The following is a 17221-nucleotide window of genomic DNA, read 5'->3' on the forward strand; positions in this document are numbered from 1 at the left end:
CAAGGTGCGCCGCGCCACCTCCCCATCGCTGCGCGACAGGGAGGAGACAGGAACTATGCTGCCAATCCGCCGATTGTCAGCATATCCCGCGCCGCCAACCATCTGATTCTGCACGCCTTCAAAAAAATACAGCGTCCTTATCCCGCCACAGCTGGCCCCCGGCCTAGACTCCGGCCCATCCCGTCGGTGGGGAGGGCGTCGGATCCACGCTCCTCGATGGCGGCGGGCTGTGGTCGAGCGATGAAGCCCGGGCGGAGGAGAGCCCGGGGGTCCTCGTGGAGGTCGATGGATGGCCTCTGCTTGCTCGCCGCGCGCCTGGGGATGGAACCGCTACTGACACAGTCAGCACGTTCCGCCGTCCGGTCTTCCCGCAAGGGCGGGCCGGGCAGCCGGTGAGGCCCGAGAACGGCCGCCAGCCGGCGGGGCGCGTGGAAAACGGCTGCGCGGGGCAGGTCTGCTTCGTCGAAACGGTAAAACAATCAAAGCACCGGGCGAGGCCCGGCCGCCCCGCGCCCTCCCCTCACTTTTCCGCGGAAACGCCGAAGAGCGATGACGCACGCCTCAACCCGCGCTAAACCGCCGCCGAACCTTCAGGAGCCCTGCCCATGACCGTCACCGCCCGCCTCGCCGAACTCGGCATCAGCCTGCCGGAACCCGCCAGGGCCGTCGCCAACTATGTGCCCTATGTGCAGACCGGCAACCTGGTCCACATCTCGGGCCAGCTGTCGAACGACGCCGCGGGCGGGATCAAGGGCACGGTCGGCGACGACGTCACCCCGGAACAGGCCCAGGCCGCCGCCCGCATGTGCGGCGTCAACCTGCTGGCCCAGATCAGCGCCGCCCTCGACGGCGATCTCGAGCGCGTCGTCCGCGTCGTCAAACTGGGCGGCTTCGTCCAGGCCGCCGGCGACTTCATCGCCATTCCCGCCGTCATCAACGGCTGCTCGGACCTGATGGTCGAGGTATTCGGCGACAAGGGCCGCCACGCCCGCTCGGCCGTCGGCGTCTACAAACTCCCCCTCGGCTTCGCGGTCGAGGTGGACGCCATCGTGGAAGTTCGCTGATCGGTCCTGTTGCGGACATATTCCGCTCATCCCGGCGAAAGCCGGGACCCAGTGCTTTGGGTGAACGGTGCAGCCTGATGCGTACAGCCGCCAATCCCCGAACGCCGGCGTCAAGCTGGACAGAACCGGGTCCCGGCTTTCGCCGGGATGAGCGGAATTGAGTTTCCAGATCCAGGTCCACAACCGGGTCGCCGACATAGGCCGCGAGGCCTGGGATGCCTGCGCGGCTCCCACCGGCGACCCGTTCGTCTCCTTCGACTTTCTGGATGCTTGCGAGACCTCCGGCAGCGCCGTCCCCGCCGAGGGCTGGGCCGGCCGCCACCTCGCCGTCCGCGACGCGACTGACCGGGTCCTCGGCGTCATGCCTCTCTGGCTCAAGGGTCACAGCCAGGGCGAATACGTCTTCGACCACAGCTGGGCCGATGCATACGAGCGCGCCGGCGGTCGCTACTATCCCAAGCTGCTGGCTGCCGTTCCCTTCACCCCGGTCACCGGCCCGCGCTTCCTCGCCCATCCCGGGGCTGACGCCGCCACGGTCCGCCAAGCCCTGCTGCAGGGCGCGATCGCCCTCACCGAACGGCTCGGCGTCTCCTCCCTCCACGTCAACTTCCCGACCGGGGACGACTGGACCGCCATGGGCGAGGCCGGCCTGCTGCAACGCCAGGACATGCAGTACGTCTGGCGCAACGACGGCTATGCGACCTTTGACGACTTCCTGTCGGCCCTGTCGTCCAGCCGCCGCAAGACCATCCGCCGCGAACGCCGCGAGGCCCGGGCCGGGCTCGACATCCGCGTCCTGACCGGCGCGGACATCACGGAAGCGCACTGGGACGCCTTCTTCGCCTTCTACATGGACACCGGCGAGCGCAAATGGGGCCGGCCCTATCTGACCCGCGACTTCTTCAGCCGCCTCGGCGCGACCATGGCCGACCGCATCGCCCTGGTGATGGCCTTCCGGGACGATGTCGCCATCGCCGGGGCGCTCAACCTGATCGGCCGCGACGCCCTCTACGGCCGCCAGTGGGGCGCATTGGAGGAGGTGCCCTTCCTCCATTTCGAGCTCTGTTACTACCAGGCCATCGAGTTCGCGATTTCGCGCGGCCTGTCCCGCGTCGAGGCCGGAGCGCAGGGCGAGCACAAGATCGCCCGCGGCTACCTGCCCTCCCCCGTCTTCTCGGCCCATTTCATCGCTGACCCGGCGCTGCGCGAGCCGGTCGCCTGCTATCTGGAAGGTGAACGGCCGGCGGTCGCGGCCGAGATCGACGTCATGACCGCCGAGTTGTCGCCCTTCCGGAGGGGCGAATGACGTCTCAAGTCGCCGCCGCGCGCTTCGGATCCTCGCCGATGAACCAGCCCGCGATCCAGCTGACGATGCCGGTGACGACCGCCGCTCCGATACCCGCCCACAGGCCGTCGACCACGAACCCGCCCAGCAGGCTGGCCACCAGTCCGATCATGGCGGCGTTCACCACCAGCAGGAACAGGCCGAAGGTGATGATGGTCAGCGGAAAGGTGACGAAGGTCAGGATCGGCCGCACCACGGCGTTGGCGATCCCCAACAGCAGGGCCGCCGCCAGCAGTGATCCGTTGGACAGGAAATCCACCCCGTCCACGACCCGCGACGACAGCCACAGGCCGAAGCAGGTGACCAGAAACTGCACGATGAAACGAAGCATGGCTCTCTCCCGACTCGAGCGGCACAATAACGCGAAACCGCGCGCCGGGCTCCCCGTTTCCGCCGCCGGTTGCTACGGTGTGGGCGAGCCACGGAGCCCGCGATGAGCCTTCACCACGCCTACGATCCCGACAATATCTTCGCAAAGATCCTGCGCGGCGAAATCCCCTCGGCGAATGTCTGGGAGGACGAACACGTCCTGGCCTTCATGGACGTCTTCCCCCAGTCGGAAGGCCATGTCCTCGTCATCTCGAAGACCTCGACCGCCCCCTCCCTGCTTGAGATCGAGCCCGAGGCCCTCGATCGCCTGACCGCCGCCGTCCAGCGCACGGCCCGCGCCGTCGAAAAAGCCCTGTCGCCCGATGGCTTCCAGATTATGCAGCTCAACGGTGAGGCCGGAGGCCAGACCGTCTTCCATCTGCATTTCCATATCATCCCGCGTTGGACGGACCGGCCGATGAAGGGCCATGGCCACGCCCCGATGGCCGACGCCGCCGTCCTGCGCGCGCTCGCCGACCGGATTGCCGCCGCGCTCGACTGAACACTGTTCCTTGACCACTCGCCTGTCAGGCGTAAGCATCACCCGACGGCGACACATCGCCGGCCTTGGGAGGGCGCAAGATGACCGCGAAATTTAACTGGCTTGGCATTGTCGTGGCGACGGTGGTCGCCTTCTTCATCGGCTTTCTCTGGTACGGCCTGATCTTCGCCGAGAAATGGATGGCCCTCACCGGCGTCTCCGACGAAAGCGGTGGAGATCCGATGTGGATGATGCTGGGTCTGGTCCAGACCTTCATCACCATGGTCGGTCTGGGCTGGTTCATCGCCCGTGACGGCGCCGCGAGCTGGATGGGCGGCCTGAAGATCGGCCTCGTCGCCGGCGTCGCCTTCGCCCTGATGACCTCGGCCTATGGCTTCATCTACCAGACCAGCCCCATGGGCCTGCTGCCCATCGACTGGAGCCATCTGCTGGTCGTCTATGCCGTCGGCGGCGCCCTCATCGGCGGGCTGCGCATGAAGCCGAAAGCCTGACGCGATCTTGAAGCAGGGGCGGTTTCCCGTGCATCGTGCCGATCATGGCGCTTCTGTACGGCGATCCCGCTCCCACCTTCGCGACCGCTGGAGTCAGCAATCCCCGCTACGTCTTCGACGCGGCGGCGGGCCGTTATCTGCTGTTGGCCATTGTTCCGGCTGGTCCGGCGGTCGCCCGCGCCCTCGCCACGATCGAACGGCAGCGCGCGGCCTTCAACGACGCTCACGCCAGCGCCTTCGTCGTCATTGTCGGCAAGGACAAGGGCCGCAGGAAGCGCGAGAACAGTCTCCCCGGGCTGCGCTTCCTGTTCGACGAGGATGGCGCGGTCGCCGCCCTCTATGACGCCGTTGACGCTGAACGCTGGTGCCTGGTCGACCCGGCCCTGCACGTCATGGCGATCGTCGGGGCGGACCAGGCTGCCGCGCTTGTCGACCGGACTCCGACCCTGCCGCCGCCCGGACGCCACGGCGGACCCGAGGGCTCCGCGCCTGTGCTGTTGACGCCGCGCATCTTCGAACCCGCCTTCTGCGAGCAACTGATCGCCCTCTACCGCGGGATCGGGGGACAGCCCTCCGGCTTCATGCGCGAGGTGGATGGCGTCACCACCCTGATGACGGACAAGGACCACAAGCGCCGCTCGGATGTGCTCATCGAGGATGAGACGCTGCAGAAGCAGGTCGTCGCCCGGCTGACCCGCCGCCTGCTGCCGCAGATCCAGAAGGCCTTCAACTTCAAGGCCACGCGGATCGAACGCTATCTGGTCGCCCGCTATGACGCCGAAACCGGCGGCTTCTTCCGCCCGCATCGCGACAACACCACCAGGGGCACGGCCCACCGGCGGTTCGCGGTCTCGATCAATCTGAACGCGGACTATGAGGGCGGCGATCTGCGGTTCCCCGAATTCGGGCCGCACACCTGGCGTCCCCCGCCCGGCGGTGCGGTGGTCTTCTCCTGCTCGATCCTGCACGAGGCCATGACGGTCACGAAGGGCGAACGGTTCGCCTTCCTGCCCTTCCTTTATGATGAGGCGGCGGCCCAGGTTCGTCAGGCCAACCTCAAATACCTCGACCCGGCCCTGACCGCCTAATCGGCCCGGAACTGGAGCTCGGCCAGACGGGCGTACAGGCCGCCCTGGGCCATAAGCGACTGGTGCGTGCCTTCCTGCACCACCCGGCCGTCCTCCATCACCACGATCCGGTCGGCCCGCAACACGGTGGCCAGACGGTGGGCGATGACGATGGTCGTCCGGCCCTGCATGGCCTGATCCAGCGCCGCCTGCACCAGCCGTTCGTTCTCGGCGTCCAGCGCCGAGGTCGCCTCGTCCAGCAGCAGGATCGGGGCATCGCGGACCAGCGCCCGGGCGATGGCCATCCGCTGACGCTGGCCGCCCGACAGGCTCTTGCCGCGTTCGCCAAGCGGGGTATCGAACCCTTCCGGCAGGGCTTCGACAAAGCCCAGCGCCTGCGCCTCTTCGGCGGCGGCGCGAACCGCCTCGTCGCTGGCGTCCTCGCGTCCGAAGCGGATGTTTTCGCTGGCGGAACCCGAGAACAGCGGCGCCTCCTGCGACACCCAGGCGAACCGGCCGCGCACCGCGACAGGATCGGCGGAACGCACATCCACCCCGTCCACCGAGACGACGCCGGCCTGCGGATCGTAGAATCGCAGCAGCAGGCGGAAGACCGTGCTCTTGCCCGCGCCCGACGGCCCGACCAGCGCCACCGTCTCACCCGGCCGCACCGTCAGCGAGAAGCCCTTGAGCGCCGGCAGGTCGGGTCGTCCCGGATAGGCGAACTGGACGGCGGACATCGAAACCTCGCCGGTTGGCGGCTCGGGCAGGACCACGGGCGTCTCGGGCGGGCGGATGGCCGCCTCGCTGCGCATCAGTTCGTCAATCCGCTCCATGGCCCCGGCGGCCTTCTGCACGTCGCCCCAGCTCTCGCCCAGCGCCCCGACCGCCCCGGCGGCGAACACCGACAGCAGCACGAACTGCAGCAGGGCCCCCGGCGTCATCCGTCCGGCGATCACATCCTGGGCGCCCAGCCACAGCACCAGGGTCACGCCGCCGAACATCACCACGATGATCATGGCGGTCATCAAGGCCCGCGCCTTCATCCGCACCAGCGAGACGCCGAACGCCGCCTCTACCGCGGCGCCGAAGCGCTCGATGGCGCTGGCTTCGCGCCCGAAGGCCTGCACCGTCTCGATCGCGTCCACGCTCTCGCCGGCGAAGCCAACGGCGTTGGCGAACCGGTCCTGAGAGGCGACCGTCAGCTTTCGCACCGTCCGCCCGAACAGGAAGATCGGTCCCAGCAGCAGCGGCACCACCAGCAGCACCATGCCGGTCAGCTTGGGACTGACCACGAACAGCAGCGCCGTCCCGCCGACCAGGGTCAGGAAATTGCGCAGGGCGAACGACACCGAGGTCGTCAGCAGGGTCTCAACCAGGGCGATGTCGGTGGTCAGGCGCGACAGCACCTCGCCCGTCCGCATCGAGGCGTAAAAGGCCGGGTCCAGCGTCAGGATCCGCCCGAACAGCCCCTTGCGCAGGTCGGCGATGACCCGCTCGCCGGTCTTGGTGACGAAATAGTAGCGGACCGCCGTGGCGAAGCCGAGGAACAGGGCGTTGGCGCCGAGCAGCAGGAACCACAGGTTCAACTGCGCCCCGTTGTTCTCGAATCCATTGTCGATCGCGCCGCGGGCGGCGGCCGTCAGGGCCAGAGAGGCGGCTGTGGACATGATCAGCCAGAACCCGGCCATGGCGACATGGCCCTTGTGCCGCATCGCATAGGGGAACAACCGGCCGAGCGGGCGAACGTCCCGGCGCCGCTCCCGGCGCTCTCCGGCCTCGCCCATCTGTTCGGCCAGTTGGGCGCCCGCGCCGGGTCGTCCCCGGATGTCGGCGGCGGCGTCGGGATTGGCGGTTGCATCTGTCATGGCGCGCGCCTCTTGCCCCGGAACGGCCCCCGGTGTAAACGCCGCCGCTCATTCCCGCCCCAAATGGCGGGATTTCTCATTTTCGCGCTCCGACGGTCGGCATCGTCATCGCGCAGAGACCGGACCAGGACCATGAAGGCGGATACGCACCCCGACTACCACTTCATCACCGTGACGATGACCGATGGTACGACCTATCAGACGCGCTCGACCTACCAGAAGGAAGGCGCCGTCCTGAACCTGGATATCGATCCGTTGACCCACCCGGCCTGGACCGGCGGCAACCAGCACCTGCTGGACCGCGGCGGTCGCGTTTCGCGCTTCAACAACAAGTTCGCCGGCTTCATCAAGAAGTAGGGCTGTTCCGCGCGGGCCGGGCTTTCGGGCCACACCCTGCGGCAAGACGACCACAAAGGCGTCGGTCTCCGGACCGGCGCCTTTCTGTTTGCCCGGAACGCCGATAACATGGTGGCGTTGGCTTCGGGGGCGTGGACGTGGGGTCCCGTGTCGAAGCGGGCGAAGAGATCTTGACGATGAATCGACGGCAACTGGGACTGGGCGCGGCCGTGTCGGCTTTTGCGTCGACCATTGGACTGGCGGCCCGGGCCCAGACCCGCGACCCGGGCGCTGTCGCCTTCTATGACAGCTTCAACGATCAGCTGGCGCGCCTGCCGGCGACGATCCAGCCCGATGTCCGCGCCTTCTATGAGTTGAACGGCTGGCGTCCCGTCTGGACGCCCGAACGCCTCCGCGCACTCCAGACCGCCGCCGGCCGCGCCGAGCGCCATGGTCTTTCCCAAACCGACTATTTCGACTTCGAAGCCCTCGCATCGGCGCCCGACGCCGCCGAAATGCGCACCACCGCCGCCGCCATGGGCTATGGCCGGGTTCTCGCCGAGGGCCGGGTTCGCCCCGAGACCGTCGAAGACCTTTGGGAGATGCAGAAGAACCGCGTCGACCTGCCCGTCGGGCTGAACGACGCGCTCGCCCAGAACCGTCTTGTCGACTGGTTTGAAGGGCTGGCTCCGACCGACATCGGCTATTCCAACCTTTCCGCCGGCTATGTCCGCTATCGTCGCCTGATTCGCGACGGCGGCTGGCCCGCCTTCCGTCAGGGCGCGACCATCGAGCCGGGCATGAGCGATGTCCGCATCCCCGTGCTGATCCAGCGTCTGGTCGCCGAGGGCGACTTGCCCGCCGCCGACGGCGCACGGCTAACCGAAATGGGCATCGTCTATGGCCCCGAGCTCCAGGCCGCGGCCCGCGGCTTCCAGGCCCGCCACGGCCTTGTCGCCGATGGCCGGCTCGGCACCGGCAGCCAGCGTTCGCTGTCGGCTTCGGCCGAGGACCGCGCACGCCAGATCGCTCTGAACCTGGAACGCCGCCGTTGGCTGAAACGCGAGGTCTCGCCCGAGCGGATCGAGGTCAACACGGCCGCCGCCATCATGGTCTATTGGAAGGACGGCCGCCCGGTTCATTCGAACCGTGTCGTCTGCGGTTCTCCCAGCAACCAGACGCCCAGCCTCGAGAAGCCGTTTGCCTCGGTCGTGGCCAATCCGCCCTGGTATGTCCCCGCCTCGATCGCCCGAAACGAGATCCTGCCGCGCGGCCCCGGTTATCTGGCCAGCCAGAACATGTACATTTCCAACGGCACGGTGATCCAGCGCGCCGGCCCCAACGCGGCCCTCGGCTATGTGAAGTTCGAGTTGCGCGACAGCTACGCCATCTTCCTGCACGACACCCCGTCCAAGGCCGTCTTCAACCTGGCCATGCGCCAGCGCAGCCACGGTTGCGTGCGGGTCCAGGGCGCGGTCGACTTCGCCCGCCTGCTGCTGTCCCCCGATCCGGTCCTGCTGGAGCAGTTCGACAACGCCCAGGACACGCGCGAGACCAAGCGTATCTCAACCGGTCGCGAGATCAGCGTGCGCCTGCTGTACTGGACCGCCTTCGTCGACGGCCAGGGCCGCGTCGCCTTCCGCGAGGATGTCTATGAGCGGGACGCCAAACTGGCGGAAGCCCTCGGCATCGCCCTCAGCCTGCCCAAGCCGGTCGATGACGGCGCGCGGGTCGCGAACGACGTCGGGCCGTAGGACTTCTAGATTCGGAACGCGGCCGTCAGCCTGTCCAGCTGGCTCTGCACCGGATTGACCGCGTCCTCTTCGGGCTCGTCGAGATACATGCGCCGATCCAGATGCAGGACCCGGTCGTACAGTTTTTCGGTCCGCACCAGATACTCGACCAGGGCGATCGGCAGTTCCGGATGGCTGACTCCGGTCGCCGCCGTGCGGTCGGCCAGGCGATAGCGCGCCTCGCAGGCCGCCTCAGCCGTCATGTCCCCCTCACGCACGGCCCGCTGAACCAGCAGCCATGAGGCGATCTGCATCAACCGGGTGGTCAGCTTCATGCTTTCGCCGGCGTAGAGCAGGGCCGTGGACCGCGACAGCAGCTTGGATTCCCGACGCCCGTCGCCGTCCAGATAGGATGCGGTCTCCTCGACCAGCTCCATCCCCTCCCGGAAGGTGCGGTCGAACAGTTCTGAACGCGCGAAGTCGTCCACGACCGCGGCGCGGCTGCGGCCCCCAGGCGAAAGCATCGGGACGTCAGTGGGCATGAACTCAACCAGACTCATGGGACAGGCGCATCCGTATCACGACCGGCACGGCATGGCGCGGCGCTTCCACGGTGTGCAACGGCCATGCCAGACGGAGGGTCGTCAGGGCTATGGCCGGAAATTGAACATGGCGTCGGCCGCATTGCGTTGCGACGACTTGCCTTCGATAGCGGCGTTGGAACGGTCGATCTCGGCCTGCAGCCCGGCGATCCGCTGTTTCAGGTCCTCGACCGAATAGCCGTCCAGATCCTCGCGCGTAAGGGCGATCAGAGGGGCTCCGCGCGCCGGACGGGGCTCCAGATCCTCGAACATCGCCGCCTCCTTCGTGGTCATCCGGTACGCAACAGCCTATTTCAACGCCCGGATACGGACGATTGCAAGAACGGGGCAGGTGAATGCGGGTAGTCGAGATCGCGGGCGATTCCGGTTCCGCGGAGTCCCTGGTCCTGACCGAACGTCCCGATCCGGTCGCCGGACCGGGCCAGATTCGCATCCGGGTCCGGGCCGCCGGGATCAACCGGCCCGACATCCTGCAGCGGATGGGCCGCTACCCCGCCCCGCCCGGCGCATCGGACATTCCCGGTCTGGAGGTCGCGGGAGAGGTCGATCAGGTTGGTGGCGGCGTGACGCGCTGGTCCGCCGGAGACCGCGTCTGCGCCCTGCTGGGTGGAGGCGGCTATGCGGCGTTCGCCGTCGTTGTCGCCCGCCACGCCCTGCCCGTCCCGAGCGACATGGATTTTGTCCAGGCCGCCGCCCTGCCCGAGACGGTCTGCACCGTTTTCGCGAATGTCTTCGAGTCCGGCGCCCTGAAGGCGGGCGAGACCCTTTTGATCCATGGAGCCACCAGCGGCATCGGGGTCACCGCCATCCAGATGGCCAAGGCGGCCGGCGCGCGCGTGATCGCCACCTCGCGCGGGGCCGCGAAGGCCAAAGCCGCGGGCCTTCTCGGCGCCGACCTCAGCCTCGACGCCGCCGCTGACGACATGGAGGCGGCAATCCGGACCTTCGGCGGCGCCGACGTGGTGCTGGACATGGTCGGGGCCGACTACGCCGCCCTCAATCAGGCCGCGTTGAATCCCTTCGGTCGCTGGGTGGTGATCGCCACCCAGTCGGGCGCGCTGGCGCAGGTCGATCTGGCCCGGCTGATGATGAAGCGGATCAGCCTGACCGGTTCGACCCTTCGGGCCAGACCCGCCGACGAGAAGGCCCGGCTGATAGCCGCTGTGGAGGTTACAGCATGGCCCTGGGTCGCCGCCGGCGCGGTCCGGCCGCCGGTTGAGGCGACCTTCCCGCTGGAACAGGCATCGGCCGCCCACCTCCGGCTGGAGGCAGGCGGCCATGTCGGCAAGATCGTGCTGACGACCTGAAGGGCTACCAGCGACCGCCGCCGCGAACCGGGCGCAGCGACGATATGCGGTCGTTCATGCCCCAGCGCTGCAGGTTCCGGACATCATCCCGGAAGGTCTGGCAGTGGCCGCGATAATGGGCGTCCGTGCAGGCCTCCCACTCGCCCCGGAACTGCATCGACGAAATGGCGTCGTTGAAGCCGGTGTTGGCCAGGTTCGGCATTTCATTGTCGAAACGGAATGAGGCTCCACGGAAATTCGCGTCCCGGAAGATGGTGACGGAGTTGCGACCACCTCCCCAGCCGCCGCCGGGCCGATCCGGACGATCAGGACGATCGGGCCAGCCACCGCCGCCCGGACGATCCTCATACTCTCCGCGGTTTGGGCCACAGACCAGCAGGCCGTCACGGTTGCGAATCTCGTAGTCGGAGCAGCGGTTCAGCTCGATCGAGGTGCCGCGGATCTGCCCACGGTTGTTGCGGCAGTCGGCATAGAGCCGGCCCCGGTTCACATATTCGCCGCTGCAGCTGTCGCGATAGTCGCCGCGCGGCGCGACCCGCTCGGGACCGCCCGGGATCTGCGGAGCGAACTCCTGTCCGGCGCCGGTGACGACCGCCGCGGCGGCCAGCATTTCGATCAGCATGGAAGTTCCTCCCAAAAAACGTTCTCAACGCCCAACGCGTCTGTGCAGCCACCGTTGCGGAGCCAGGATGAACCTTGGCTGTACGCGCTTGTCGGGTTCCGTTTTCTTTTCTGGCGAATGGGACTATATCGCGATCATCAACGCCCGGTCGAAAGGCCGGGCGCCGTCGTATCCAGAGCCCGGTTTTCGGGCTCGAACAAGCACCGGAACGCCCCCATGACCGACATCCTGATGCCCAAGGCCACCGCGGTCTGGCTGGTCGACAATACCTCGCTGACCTTCGAACAGATCGCCGATTTCTGCGGCCTGCATCCGCTGGAAGTGCGCGGCATCGCCGACGGCGACGTGGCCCGGGACATCCGCGGCGCAGATCCGCTGGTCAACGGCCAGCTGACCCGCGAAGAGCTGGACAGGGCCCAGAACGATGAGGCCTACCGCATGCTGGCCGTGGTCAGCCGCCACGCCGAACTTCTGAAGGTCCACAAGGCGCCGCCGAAATATACGCCGGTTTCGCGCCGTCAGGACCGCCCGGACGCCATCATGTGGTTCGTCCGCAACCACCCCGAGGTGACCGACGCCCAGATCGCCAAGATGCTCGGCACCACCAAGTCGACCATCGAGAGCGTGCGCAACCGCACCCACTGGAACAGCCCCAACATCAAGCCGGTCGACCCCGTGACCCTGGGTCTGGTCGGCCAGCTGGCCCTGGACGAACTGGTCAGGAAGGCCGCGGACAAGAAGGCGAAGGACGACGCCAAAAAGGGCGGAGCCACCCTGCAACCCGTCGACGCCGCTGCGGAGCCTGCCGAGCCCGAGTTCGTGCCGGAAGCCCGCGAGCGCCGCGGCGCCGAACCGACCGCAGCCTCGGTGTTCGGCTCCAAGGACTGAAGCATTCCTCCCCCACCGGGGGAGGGGGACCGCGTAGCGGTGGAGGGGCCCCTCCGTCTCGCCGGCTCCGCCGACGATCCACCTCCCCCATGGGGGAGGAAAGAAAAAACGGCCCCGGGATCGCTCCCGGGGCCGTTGTTCTTTCGGGAGGCCTCGCTAATGCGCCGAGGCCTCCAGGCTGGTGATTTGTTCCTTGAGCCGGAGCTTCTGCAACTTGAGCTCCCTTACGCGAAGCGAGTCCGTGGCCGGGTGGGTCGTCTCCTTCCGGATGGTCTCATCCAGGTTGCGGTGACGGTTTCCCAGTTCGCGGATACGAGCTTCGATGGTCATGGCTTGCGCCTCCATGTCTAAGGGACCAGTACAGTCAGCGCCGGGTCTGACCGGCTGTAGAATCACATTCCAGTGAACTGCCGACCGTCCTGATACGGACCACCCTGGAGCCCGAATTGGCCGAAGATGTGAACAGAGCCGTACGGAACCCTTCCGGCCCCACGCCCCCCAGACTGATTGTTGGAATTTCCGGAGCGTCCGGCGTCACTTACGGGGTCCGCGTGCTGGACGCCCTGCGCGAACTGGGCGTCGAGAGCCATCTGGTCGTCACCCGGGCCGCCCTGCTGACCCTGTCGCAGGAAACTGACCATTCCGCCGACGACCTGCTGGCCCGCGCCGACGTGTCGCATCGGCTCAATGACGTCGGCGCCTCGATCGCCTCCGGGTCGTTCCGGACCATGGGGATGATCGTCGCCCCCTGCTCGGTCCGCACCATGAGCGAGATCGCCACCGGCGTGACCTCGACCCTCCTGACGCGCGCCGCTGACGTGGTGCTGAAGGAGCGCCGCCCGCTGGTGCTGATGGTGCGCGAGACGCCCCTGCACCTGGGCCACCTGCGCACCATGACCGCCCTGACCGAGATGGGCGCGGTCATCGCCCCGCCCCTGCCCGCCTTCTACGCCCAGCCCGCCTCGATCGCCGAGATGGTCGATCAGTCCGTCGGGCGGGCGCTGGACCTGTTCGGCCTCGACTGGTCCGCCGTGCGACGCTGGGACGGCCTCAAGGGACCATCGGCGGAATGAGTCTGTGGGACTGGGCGCTCATGGCATACGCCGCCGATGGAGTCGCCGACGCCTGTCTGGAGCTTCAGGACGCCGCCGGCCAGAACGTGCCCTTGCTGCTCTGGGCCGCCTGGTGCGCCCGCACGGGGCGCGTCCCCGATGAGGACGCCTTCGAGGCCGCAAGCGACACCGCCCGGGCCTGGCAGGAGACCGCCATCGCCCCCCTGCGCGCCGTGCGCCGCGCGCTGAAGCCCCGCGCCCCCGACCTCGACGACGCCGACCGCGAAGCCGTCCGGGCCCAGGTCAAGGCAGTGGAGCTGGAGGCGGAGCGCCGCCTGCTGGCCGCTCTGGAGGCCCTCGCCCCCGGACCCTCCAGCCCGCCGCAGCCGCCGATCGATACACTGGTGGCGGCGGCCCGCGTCTGGTCGCCGATGACTCCGCGCGCCGGACTGGTTCGGCTGGCCGACCGCCTTCCGGCCTGACGCGACGCACAGTATGATCCCCCGACAGGGCCCGACATGAACGACGACGAACCTTTTCTGAGCGAAGAAGATCTGGCGCTGCACGCCCGGCTCAAGGTGCTTCAGCTCGAGCACGCCGACCTCGACGCCTCCATCGAGGCCCTCGGCCACATGCCCGTGCCGGATCAGCTGATGATCGCGCGCCTGAAGCGGAAGAAGCTGACCCTGCGGGACGAGATCACCAAGATCGAGGACCGCATCCTGCCCGACATCATCGCCTGAGGGCCGCGTCAGCGACCCTTCTTGCGCACCCACATGGCCGCGTCGGCCTCGGCCAGCCAGACCTCCGGATCCGTGTGGCCGGCGAAGGCGCGGACGCCGAATGAACCGCCCAGCGGCGCCTGCTCCCCGGCCCAGACGAATCCGTCGGCCTCCAGCGCGGCGGCCAGACGTCGGGCCTTGTCGCGGCCCTCGTCGAGACCGGCGTTCAGCATCAACAGCCCGAACTCGTCCCCACCCAGCCGGCCGACCGCGTCCGATTCGCGCAGATTGGCCCGCAACAGATCGGCCACATGCACCAGGGCGGCGTCGCCCGCTGCATGGCCCAGTGTGTCATTGACGTTCTTGAAGCCGTCGAGATCGAGATACAGCAGCACCGCCGGCACCTCATGCCGCTGGCAGAAGGCCATGGCGCTGCGCATCGCCGTCACGAAGCCGCGCCGGTTCAGGGCCGGCGTCAGCACGTCGTGATCGGCCGCCGCCTCGGCCGCCTCGGCGCGCAGGCGCAGGGCTTCGACCTCGGCGCGCAGGCGCTCGATCTCGGCTTGGGGGTCGATGACGGCCGCGTCGGTCACGAGCAGAGAAGGCTCCCCGGCCGGCGACTCAACACGTCCGGCCACCTGTGAGCCTAACGCTGTCGGTTGCGGGCGCAACGCGAGTCCTGTATCGCGCCGCTTTCCCGCGAAAAGGGCGCGCATCCATGACGACCGGGACACCACCAGTGGCGATCATCATGGGCAGCCGCTCCGACTGGCCGACGATGAAGCACGCCGCCGACGCCCTCGACCGGCTGGGTGTGGCCTGGGACGCCCGCGTGGTCAGCGCCCATCGCACCCCCAAACGCCTGTTCGACTTCGCCACCGGCGCCCGCGCCGCGGGCTTCAAGGTGATTATCGCCGGCGCCGGCGGCGCCGCCCACCTACCGGGCATGGCCGCCTCGATGACCGAACTGCCGGTGCTGGGCGTGCCGGTCGAATCGAAATCCCTCAAGGGCATGGACAGCCTGCTGTCGATCGCCCAGATGCCCGGCGGCGTGCCGGTCGCGACCCTGGCCATCGGCGAACCCGGAGCCAAGAACGCCGGCATTCTCGCCGCCCAGATCCTGGCTTTGTCGGATCCGGTCCTGGCCGGACGGCTGACCGCCTTCCGCGAGGCCCAGACCGAGGCCGTGCACGAAACCGTCGAGGACTGAGTGGCCCTGACGCTCAAAGCCTCGCCCCTGCCGCCCGGCTCGACCCTCGGCATCCTCGGCGGCGGCCAGCTGGGGCGGATGCTCAGCCAGGCCGCTTCGCGCCTCGGCTTCAACGTCGTCATCCTCGACCCCGAGGAGAACAGCCCGGCCGGCCGGGTCTCCCAGGGGCAGATCGTCGCCGCCTATGACAATCCCACGGCCCTGACCGTTCTGGGCCAGACCTGTCAGGCCGTCACCTTCGAGTTCGAAAACGTCCCCGCCGGCTCGGTCGAACGGCTGGTCGAGGGCGGGGCCGTCGTCGCGCCCGGCCCTACGGCGCTGGCTGTGGCCCAGGACCGCGTCGACGAAAAGACCTTCCTCAACAGCGTCGGCGCCCCGACCGTGGCCTTCGCCGCCATCGACACCCTCGAAGAGCTCCGTTACGCCGTCGACCGACTGGGGACGCCGGCCCTGCTGAAGACCCGGCGCGAGGGCTACGACGGCAAGGGACAGGTCTGGATCAAGGCGCCCGCTGAAGCCGCCAAGGCCTGGAAGACGATCGGCGAACGCCCGGCTATTCTTGAAGCCAGGGCTTCGTTCCAGCGTGAACTGTCCGTGATCTGCGCCCGCGGCCGGGACGGGGCCGTCGCCATCTATCCGCTGGGCGAGAACATCCACAAGGGCGGTGTCCTCAAGACCACCCTCGCCCCCGCAAAAGTCGATGCGAAGACGGAGGCGCGCGCCCACGCCATCGCAGCCGCCATTCTCGAGGGGCTGGACTATGTCGGCGTCATGGGGATCGAGCTGTTCGACCTCGGCGCCGGCCTGCTGTTGGTCAACGAGATCGCGCCGCGGGTCCACAACACCGGCCACTGGACCCAGGACGGCTGCGTCTGCGACCAGTTCGAACAGCACATCCGCGCCCTCGCCGGCTGGCCGCTGGGCCCGACCACGGCCCATGCCCGGGTGGAGATGATCAATCTGCTCGGCGACGACATCAGGAAGTGGGAAGCTCTATCCGCCAAGCCCGACGCCCGCCTGCACCTCTACGGCAAGGCCGAGGCCCGCAAAGGCCGCAAGATGGGCCATGTGAACCGGGTCAGGGCGCTGTAGTCCTTTTGCTATCGTCATTCCGGGCGGAGAGGCGAAGCCTCGGAGACCCGGAACCCAGCGGCGCCGCGGCGGCGGCGAAACACTGCTCTAAAAATACCCGACGCCGGGGCTCCCGACAGCTTCGCGCTCCCGCGCGCCGCTGGGTTCCGGGTCTCCGCTGCGCTTCGCCCGGAATGACGATAGCTATTGAGGAGCCTTCGCCCCGTACCGCATCCGGCTCAGCACATCCGTGACGTTCTTCAGCGGCGCGTCGAAATCCTTGCCGGCTTTCCACTTCTCGAAGGCCATCACGTTCTCGATCCGGGCCGCGACGAAAGCTTCCGCAGCCTCGCGCCCGTCGAACCAGCGCATGGTCAGGGCCGGGATCAGGATGCCCGACAGGATCGCCCGCTTGGAATAGTGGTTCCAGTCGGTCGCCGTGTCCCCGGCCCAGTTCCACAGGTGGTCGGCGCTCTCCCAGGCCAGTTTCAGCCCCAGATCGGCGTTGGGCGGCAGGGCCAGGAAGGCGGCGCAGCGGCGCGTGGCCTCCAGATCGGTCGCCCCGGCCTCCATGCGGGCGGAGACCGCCGCCGCGATTCGCTCGCGCATCTTCAGCGACTTCGCATCGACCTCGCCCAGTTCAGCCAGCGCCCGGTCGTCATGTCGCCGCGACAGCAGGGCCGCCAGATCACGCGCGCCGTTGGGCAGCAGCAGTTCCTCGTCGCCCAACGACAGGCCGCAGGCGTCGCAGGCCGCGCTCACCATCCGGCTGTTCCAGCCCAGCCGGGGCGCGAGGGTCAGGGCGGCGTCCAGCACGGTCTGCTCCATGCGGTCGGCCCAGTCTCCCTGGGACGGGTCGTTCGACAGGTGTGGCGCATCGGTCATGGCGACAGCATATCCCCGTCCGGCGGGCGTTTCGAGGCTTGAGATAGACGCGCGACGATCTGGACAGGCGGGGGGCGAACGTGTATC

22 protein-coding genes are annotated in these 17221 nt (G+C 68.2%); 14 read left to right on the forward strand and 8 right to left on the reverse strand.

The genetic code is table 11. The annotated features are described in order from the left end of the window. Positions 1–605: 605 nt before the first annotated feature. Together ACTIEW_RS13555 and ACTIEW_RS13560 are read left to right on the forward strand one after the other, a co-directional pair. Positions 606–1064, forward strand: coding sequence for a RidA family protein (locus ACTIEW_RS13555; RefSeq protein WP_439478435.1), 459 nt, complete (start codon positions 606–608; stop codon positions 1062–1064). 157 nt (positions 1065–1221) lie between these two features. Then, entirely contained in the window at positions 1222–2370 is a 1149-nt protein-coding gene (locus ACTIEW_RS13560) for a GNAT family N-acetyltransferase (RefSeq protein WP_439478436.1), read from the forward strand. Positions 2371–2374: 4 nt separating this feature from the next. On the opposite strand, the gene ACTIEW_RS13565 is transcribed toward ACTIEW_RS13560, so the two are convergent. Further along, on the reverse strand, positions 2375–2740 hold the full coding sequence (locus ACTIEW_RS13565; protein WP_439478437.1) for a phage holin family protein: 366 nt from the start codon (positions 2738–2740) through the stop codon (positions 2375–2377). A 102-nt stretch (positions 2741–2842) separates the two neighbouring features. Between ACTIEW_RS13565 and ACTIEW_RS13570 the strand changes: the two genes are divergently transcribed. The 3 genes from ACTIEW_RS13570 (at position 2843) to ACTIEW_RS13580 (ending at position 4859) form a co-directional block, all read left to right on the forward strand. Further along, entirely contained in the window at positions 2843–3280 is a 438-nt protein-coding gene (locus tag ACTIEW_RS13570) for an HIT family protein (RefSeq protein WP_439478438.1), read from the forward strand. An 80-nt stretch (positions 3281–3360) separates the two neighbouring features. After that, entirely contained in the window at positions 3361–3771 is a 411-nt protein-coding gene (locus ACTIEW_RS13575) for a DUF1761 domain-containing protein (protein ID WP_439478439.1), read from the forward strand. Positions 3772–3815: 44 nt separating this feature from the next. Further along, on the forward strand, positions 3816–4859 hold the full coding sequence (locus ACTIEW_RS13580) for a 2OG-Fe(II) oxygenase (RefSeq protein ID WP_439478440.1): 1044 nt from the start codon (positions 3816–3818) through the stop codon (positions 4857–4859). Here the strand turns inward: ACTIEW_RS13580 and ACTIEW_RS13585 are convergent. Continuing rightward, entirely contained in the window at positions 4856–6706 is a 1851-nt protein-coding gene (locus ACTIEW_RS13585; RefSeq protein ID WP_439478441.1) for an ABC transporter transmembrane domain-containing protein, read from the reverse strand. The genes ACTIEW_RS13580 and ACTIEW_RS13585 overlap by 4 nt on opposite strands. 132 nt (positions 6707–6838) lie before the next feature. Here ACTIEW_RS13585 and rpmE point away from each other — a divergent pair, with 132 nt between their 5' ends. Both rpmE and ACTIEW_RS13595 read left to right on the forward strand, forming a co-directional pair. Next, positions 6839–7063, forward strand: a complete 225-nt coding sequence (gene rpmE, locus ACTIEW_RS13590; RefSeq protein WP_292028857.1) for a 50S ribosomal protein L31 — start codon at positions 6839–6841, stop codon at positions 7061–7063. A gap of 176 nt (positions 7064–7239) precedes the next feature. Next, complete coding sequence (locus ACTIEW_RS13595) at positions 7240–8796, forward strand: L,D-transpeptidase family protein (protein WP_439478442.1); 1557 nt, start codon at positions 7240–7242, stop codon at positions 8794–8796. A gap of 5 nt (positions 8797–8801) precedes the next feature. Here ACTIEW_RS13595 and rcdA read toward each other — a convergent pair whose 3' ends face one another. Together rcdA and ACTIEW_RS13605 are read right to left on the reverse strand one after the other, a co-directional pair. Continuing rightward, positions 8802–9317 carry a protease adaptor protein RcdA gene (rcdA, locus tag ACTIEW_RS13600; protein ID WP_439478443.1) on the reverse strand — a complete coding sequence of 172 codons (516 nt, stop codon included), beginning with the start codon at positions 9315–9317 and terminating at the stop codon, positions 8802–8804. 108 nt (positions 9318–9425) lie between these two features. Continuing rightward, positions 9426–9650, reverse strand: coding sequence for a DUF1192 domain-containing protein (locus ACTIEW_RS13605; protein ID WP_284222166.1), 225 nt, complete (start codon positions 9648–9650; stop codon positions 9426–9428). Between the two features lie 62 nt (positions 9651–9712). Between ACTIEW_RS13605 and ACTIEW_RS13610 the strand changes: the two genes are divergently transcribed. Then, positions 9713–10684 (forward strand): NAD(P)H-quinone oxidoreductase, encoded by a 972-nt coding sequence (locus tag ACTIEW_RS13610; protein WP_439478444.1) that lies wholly within the window; start codon positions 9713–9715, stop codon positions 10682–10684. Between the two features lie 4 nt (positions 10685–10688). Here ACTIEW_RS13610 and ACTIEW_RS13615 read toward each other — a convergent pair whose 3' ends face one another. Then, positions 10689–11306: a beta/gamma crystallin-related protein gene (locus ACTIEW_RS13615; protein ID WP_439478445.1), complete on the reverse strand. Its 618-nt coding sequence runs from the start codon at positions 11304–11306 to the stop codon at positions 10689–10691. Between the two features lie 216 nt (positions 11307–11522). On the opposite strand from ACTIEW_RS13615, the gene ACTIEW_RS13620 reads away from it, so the two are divergent. Beyond that, the gene (locus tag ACTIEW_RS13620) at positions 11523–12194 is read left to right on the forward strand and encodes a DUF1013 domain-containing protein (protein ID WP_439478446.1); all 672 of its coding nucleotides are present in this window, start codon (positions 11523–11525) and stop codon (positions 12192–12194) included. Between the two features lie 156 nt (positions 12195–12350). Here ACTIEW_RS13620 and ACTIEW_RS13625 read toward each other — a convergent pair whose 3' ends face one another. Further along, positions 12351–12524 carry a YdcH family protein gene (locus tag ACTIEW_RS13625; protein ID WP_439478447.1) on the reverse strand — a complete coding sequence of 58 codons (174 nt, stop codon included), beginning with the start codon at positions 12522–12524 and terminating at the stop codon, positions 12351–12353. 128 nt (positions 12525–12652) lie between these two features. Between ACTIEW_RS13625 and ACTIEW_RS13630 the strand changes: the two genes are divergently transcribed. The 3 genes from ACTIEW_RS13630 to ACTIEW_RS13640 are packed head-to-tail and all read left to right on the forward strand — an operon-like array spanning position 12653 to position 13989. Next, positions 12653–13267, forward strand: a complete 615-nt coding sequence (locus ACTIEW_RS13630; protein WP_439478493.1) for a UbiX family flavin prenyltransferase — start codon at positions 12653–12655, stop codon at positions 13265–13267. Next, positions 13264–13728, forward strand: coding sequence for a TIGR02444 family protein (locus tag ACTIEW_RS13635; protein WP_439478448.1), 465 nt, complete (start codon positions 13264–13266; stop codon positions 13726–13728). The genes ACTIEW_RS13630 and ACTIEW_RS13635 overlap by 4 nt, the downstream gene beginning before the upstream one ends. A gap of 36 nt (positions 13729–13764) precedes the next feature. Next, complete coding sequence (locus tag ACTIEW_RS13640; RefSeq protein WP_439478449.1) at positions 13765–13989, forward strand: YdcH family protein; 225 nt, start codon at positions 13765–13767, stop codon at positions 13987–13989. An 8-nt stretch (positions 13990–13997) separates the two neighbouring features. Here ACTIEW_RS13640 and ACTIEW_RS13645 read toward each other — a convergent pair whose 3' ends face one another. Continuing rightward, on the reverse strand, positions 13998–14561 hold the full coding sequence (locus tag ACTIEW_RS13645; protein ID WP_439478450.1) for a GGDEF domain-containing protein: 564 nt from the start codon (positions 14559–14561) through the stop codon (positions 13998–14000). Positions 14562–14686: 125 nt separating this feature from the next. Between ACTIEW_RS13645 and purE the strand changes: the two genes are divergently transcribed. Together purE and ACTIEW_RS13655 are read left to right on the forward strand one after the other, a co-directional pair. Continuing rightward, positions 14687–15178 carry a 5-(carboxyamino)imidazole ribonucleotide mutase gene (gene purE, locus ACTIEW_RS13650; RefSeq protein ID WP_439478451.1) on the forward strand — a complete coding sequence of 164 codons (492 nt, stop codon included), beginning with the start codon at positions 14687–14689 and terminating at the stop codon, positions 15176–15178. Beyond that, a complete protein-coding gene (locus ACTIEW_RS13655) occupies positions 15179–16270 on the forward strand; it encodes a 5-(carboxyamino)imidazole ribonucleotide synthase (RefSeq protein ID WP_439478452.1) in 1092 nt (363 codons plus the stop codon). 183 nt (positions 16271–16453) lie between these two features. Here ACTIEW_RS13655 and ACTIEW_RS13660 read toward each other — a convergent pair whose 3' ends face one another. Continuing rightward, the gene (locus ACTIEW_RS13660) at positions 16454–17134 is read right to left on the reverse strand and encodes a COQ9 family protein (RefSeq protein ID WP_439478453.1); all 681 of its coding nucleotides are present in this window, start codon (positions 17132–17134) and stop codon (positions 16454–16456) included. Positions 17135–17221: the final 87 nt, after the last annotated feature.

The sequence above is a fragment of the Brevundimonas sp. genome (assembly GCF_051860745.1).
Classification (GTDB): domain Bacteria; phylum Pseudomonadota; class Alphaproteobacteria; order Caulobacterales; family Caulobacteraceae; genus Brevundimonas.

Excerpts from the sequence above, each read along its gene's own strand:
- ACTIEW_RS13555 (WP_439478435.1), top strand. The coding sequence starts at position 606 with ATGACCGTCACCGCCCGCCTCGCCGAACTCGGCATCAGCCTGCCGGAA.
- ACTIEW_RS13565 (WP_439478437.1), bottom strand. The coding sequence starts at position 2,740 with ATGCTTCGTTTCATCGTGCAGTTTCTGGTCACCTGCTTCGGCCTGTGG.
- ACTIEW_RS13570 (WP_439478438.1), top strand. The coding sequence starts at position 2,843 with ATGAGCCTTCACCACGCCTACGATCCCGACAATATCTTCGCAAAGATC.
- ACTIEW_RS13575 (WP_439478439.1), top strand. The coding sequence starts at position 3,361 with ATGACCGCGAAATTTAACTGGCTTGGCATTGTCGTGGCGACGGTGGTC.
- ACTIEW_RS13580 (WP_439478440.1), top strand. The coding sequence starts at position 3,816 with ATGGCGCTTCTGTACGGCGATCCCGCTCCCACCTTCGCGACCGCTGGA.
- ACTIEW_RS13585 (WP_439478441.1), bottom strand. The coding sequence starts at position 6,706 with ATGACAGATGCAACCGCCAATCCCGACGCCGCCGCCGACATCCGGGGA.
- rpmE (WP_292028857.1), top strand. The coding sequence starts at position 6,839 with ATGAAGGCGGATACGCACCCCGACTACCACTTCATCACCGTGACGATG.
- ACTIEW_RS13595 (WP_439478442.1), top strand. The coding sequence starts at position 7,240 with ATGAATCGACGGCAACTGGGACTGGGCGCGGCCGTGTCGGCTTTTGCG.
- rcdA (WP_439478443.1), bottom strand. The coding sequence starts at position 9,317 with ATGCCCACTGACGTCCCGATGCTTTCGCCTGGGGGCCGCAGCCGCGCC.
- ACTIEW_RS13605 (WP_284222166.1), bottom strand. The coding sequence starts at position 9,650 with ATGACCACGAAGGAGGCGGCGATGTTCGAGGATCTGGAGCCCCGTCCG.
- ACTIEW_RS13610 (WP_439478444.1), top strand. The coding sequence starts at position 9,713 with ATGCGGGTAGTCGAGATCGCGGGCGATTCCGGTTCCGCGGAGTCCCTG.
- ACTIEW_RS13615 (WP_439478445.1), bottom strand. The coding sequence starts at position 11,306 with ATGCTGATCGAAATGCTGGCCGCCGCGGCGGTCGTCACCGGCGCCGGA.
- ACTIEW_RS13620 (WP_439478446.1), top strand. The coding sequence starts at position 11,523 with ATGACCGACATCCTGATGCCCAAGGCCACCGCGGTCTGGCTGGTCGAC.
- ACTIEW_RS13625 (WP_439478447.1), bottom strand. The coding sequence starts at position 12,524 with ATGACCATCGAAGCTCGTATCCGCGAACTGGGAAACCGTCACCGCAAC.
- ACTIEW_RS13635 (WP_439478448.1), top strand. The coding sequence starts at position 13,264 with ATGAGTCTGTGGGACTGGGCGCTCATGGCATACGCCGCCGATGGAGTC.
- ACTIEW_RS13640 (WP_439478449.1), top strand. The coding sequence starts at position 13,765 with ATGAACGACGACGAACCTTTTCTGAGCGAAGAAGATCTGGCGCTGCAC.
- purE (WP_439478451.1), top strand. The coding sequence starts at position 14,687 with ATGACGACCGGGACACCACCAGTGGCGATCATCATGGGCAGCCGCTCC.
- ACTIEW_RS13660 (WP_439478453.1), bottom strand. The coding sequence starts at position 17,134 with ATGACCGATGCGCCACACCTGTCGAACGACCCGTCCCAGGGAGACTGG.